This window comes from Amycolatopsis sp. NPDC003676 (genome assembly GCF_053587275.1).
The window spans coordinates 1-2,378 of sequence record NZ_JBSFNS010000239.1 but is presented as its reverse complement, the minus strand read 5'-3'; the positions used below and the strand labels follow the sequence as shown (position 1 = coordinate 2,378).

3 protein-coding genes and 1 pseudogene are annotated in these 2,378 nt (G+C 69.6%); 2 read left to right on the top strand and 2 right to left on the bottom strand.

Annotation, left to right across the window (positions count from 1 at the left end; genetic code table 11):
* A pseudogene (locus ACWDNU_RS45180) lies at positions 1–381 on the top strand (4-hydroxy-2-oxovalerate aldolase); the annotation flags it as partial.
* A gap of 146 nt (positions 382–527) precedes the next feature.
* Entirely contained in the window at positions 528–1,370 is an 843-nt protein-coding gene (locus ACWDNU_RS45175; protein WP_449673369.1) for a GNAT family N-acetyltransferase, read from the top strand.
* Positions 1,371–1,508: 138 nt separating this feature from the next.
* Here the strand turns inward: ACWDNU_RS45175 and ACWDNU_RS45170 are convergent, their stop codons facing one another.
* Positions 1,509–2,054, bottom strand: coding sequence for a YdeI/OmpD-associated family protein (locus ACWDNU_RS45170; RefSeq protein ID WP_355270784.1), 546 nt, complete (start codon positions 2,052–2,054; stop codon positions 1,509–1,511).
* A gap of 100 nt (positions 2,055–2,154) precedes the next feature.
* On the bottom strand, positions 2,155–2,378 hold a 224-nt coding region (locus ACWDNU_RS45165; RefSeq protein WP_449673368.1), incomplete at its 5' end, for a flavin reductase family protein.

Sequence of the window (2,378 nt, the reverse complement as noted above, 5' to 3'; positions counted from 1 at the left end):
GAACGTGCTGGCGCTGCTGGGCGTTTCCTGGGCGCCGACGTTGAACTGGGCGTGGTGCCCGTCGAAGCCTTCATCGGCGTCTGCGACAAACTCGGCATCAAGACCGGCGTCGACTTCTTCGCCGTCACCGACGCCGCCGAAGACGTCGTCCGCCCCGCCATGCCGTCGGAATGCCTCCTCGACCGCCAAGCCCTGATGATGGGCTACGCCGGCGTCTACTCCAGCTTCCTGCGCCACGCCGAACGCCAGGCCGAACGCTACGGCGTCTCCGCCGCCGAAATGCTCGTCCGCGCAGGCAAGCGCAAACTCGTCGGCGGCCAGGAAGACCAGCTCATCGACATCGCCCTGGAACTCCAGCGCGAAGCCTCGGCCCCGGCCTGACCCAACCACCCCTGACGGCGTGACCCGAACCCTCGGGCCACGCCGTTCGGCGTTTCCGGGCGACTCCGCCCGGGGCAGGCAACCGTCGGTCGGACGGAACACCTCGGTTCGCGAAAAGTGCTGGACAGGGGGGATATAAGTGGTTCATGAGTGATGACTTGGGGACGTTGTTCTGTGGGGGTGCGATGGCGGCTCGGGTCGAGGGGCTGGAGGCGGATGCCATTGTGGGGGCTACGCGGGTGGCGGCGGGGCGGGGGTCGGGTGGGTTTGTGCGGGAGTTCGCTGGTGGGGCGGCGTGTTTCGCGGAGGTGGGGTCGCCGTTGAACAAGGTGGTGGGGGTCGGGTTCGGTGGGGTGCCTTCGGTGGGGGAGTGGGCGGAGATCGAGGGCGCGTATGCGGCGGTGGGGGTGCCGGTGCAGGTGGAGTTGGCGCAGTTGGGGGATCCGCGGATCGGGGCCGAGTTGACCGGGCGGGGGTATCGGTTGGTGTCGTTCGAGAACGTGCTGGGGACGGAGCTGGGCGGGCGACGGTGGGTGGGGTCCGCCGACGTCGAGGTGCGGCGGGACGCGGGGGATGGGCTCGAGCAGTGGCTCGATGTCGTCGTCGACGGGTTCGCGCATCCGGACGACGAGGGTGTCCCGTCGCACGAGGAGTTTCCGCGGGAAGCGCTCGCCGCCGTGATGCGGGATATGGCCGCCACCGGTGACACCCGTCGCTATCTCGCCTTTCGGGACGGGGTGCCTGCCGGCGGGGCGAGCATGCGGACCGACGGTGGCGTCGCCGCGCTCGCGGGTGCGGCGACGTTGCCGGCGCATCGCAGGCACGGAGTGCAGACCGCACTTCTGTCGACGCGCCTGACGGAGGCGGCGGCAGCGGGCTGCGACCTCGCGGTGATCACGACCCAGCCGGGCTCCAAGTCGCAGCAGAACGCGCAGGGCAGAGGGTTTTCGCTGCTCTACACCCGCGCGGTATTGGTCAAAGAGGTCTGACGGGTCCGGTCGCATGGTCAGCCCCCACGGTGCGAACACTCCGGCGGCGGCGGGGCCGTGCACCGCTCGCCGACGGCCCAGCCCGCGTACCGGTGGCGCTCCGACGCTGGTAGCGCTCGGCACCACAATCGCGGTGCGCTACAGGGCGTTGACGGCCTGGGCAACTCGCGTCGCACGTTCGGCCGGGGTCGTCGCCTTGAGGATCGGCAGGAACAGCCGGTACTGATCGGAGCGGCCGAGTGCGGCGTAGGCGGCTTGTGCCTCGGGTGCGTCGGCGAGTGCGGCGACGAGGTCGGCGGGTGTCTCGGCGGTGCGCTGGCGTTCGTACGCACCCGCCCAGCGACCATCGGCGACGGCTTCTTCGATGGCCGCGAATCCGGCGGGCCGCATTCGTCCGGCCGCGATGAGCGCCTCAGCCTTGGCCACATTGACCTGCGACCACGGGCTGCGAGCCCGGCGCGGGGAGTACCGCTGCAGGTAGTGGTGGGCGTCGAGGCCACGGCGATGGCTGTCGATCCAGCCGTAGCAGAGCGCGCCGTCGAGGGTCTCGGTGATCGTCACCGACGGGTCGGGGGCGCCCTTCTTGGCGATCCGCACCCAGACCTCACCGGCGGTGTCGTGATGGGCGGCCAGCCACGAATCCCAGTCGCTCGCTTCGGCGCAGGTGATGTAGTCGATGGTCATGGAAACCATGATCCGCCGCAAAGTGCTCACCGAATGAGCACTTAAAAGCGAAAGAAACGGGTGCGGCCGCGCATTGTGTGGGCGGCCGCACCCGCGGGACTCACAGCCAGGTGTCGAGGCTGGTGGTCGTGAGGAAATGGTCCAGGTCCGCGCGCCAGGGCGCGGGGGTGGTCTTGTCGGGCTCGATGCCGGTGTACTGGCCCCGGTAGAACAGCAGCGGACGACCGTTGGTGGTCTCCGATTCCGACAGGGCGTGCACCCGGCCGATGACGATGTAGTGGTCACCACCGTCGACGACGGAGTCGACGGTGCACTCGATGGTGG

Bases quoted from the DNA above. Each gene is read 5' to 3' on its own strand.
- ACWDNU_RS45170 (WP_355270784.1), bottom strand. From the start codon at position 2,054: ATGACCATCGACTACATCACCTGCGCCGAAGCGAGCGACTGGGATTCG.
- ACWDNU_RS45175 (WP_449673369.1), top strand. From the start codon at position 528: ATGAGTGATGACTTGGGGACGTTGTTCTGTGGGGGTGCGATGGCGGCT.